General features: G+C 50.9%; 1 protein-coding gene. It reads left to right on the forward strand.

The genetic code is table 11. The features are described 5' to 3' along the window. On the forward strand, window positions 1-180 hold a 180-nt coding region (locus tag PZC42_RS24740; RefSeq protein ID WP_277214189.1), incomplete at its 5' end, for a P-loop NTPase family protein. Window positions 181-269: the final 89 nt, after the last annotated feature.

Here is a 269-nt window from a genome sequence, read left to right on the forward strand (position 1 = left end):
GTTCTGGAGTTTGAAGAGCTCCGCCATCCTTGCATGCTTCCGACCATTGGAGAGTTCATTCCCAATGATGTGAAACTCGGCGGGGACAGGCCGAACATCAACCTGCTCACTGGTGCCAATGCTGCTGGAAAGTCGACAATTCTTCGAATGGTATGTTGCAGTCGTCCTTACACCCTGTAATTTTTTTATGATACTAATTGGGTAATAGACCTGCGTCGCTGTCATCATGGCTCAGATTGGCTGCCATCTGCCTTGCCGGTCAGCGCGCC

It is taken from the genome of Isoptericola croceus (assembly GCF_029382255.1).
GTDB lineage: Bacteria > Actinomycetota > Actinomycetes > Actinomycetales > Cellulomonadaceae > Isoptericola > Isoptericola croceus.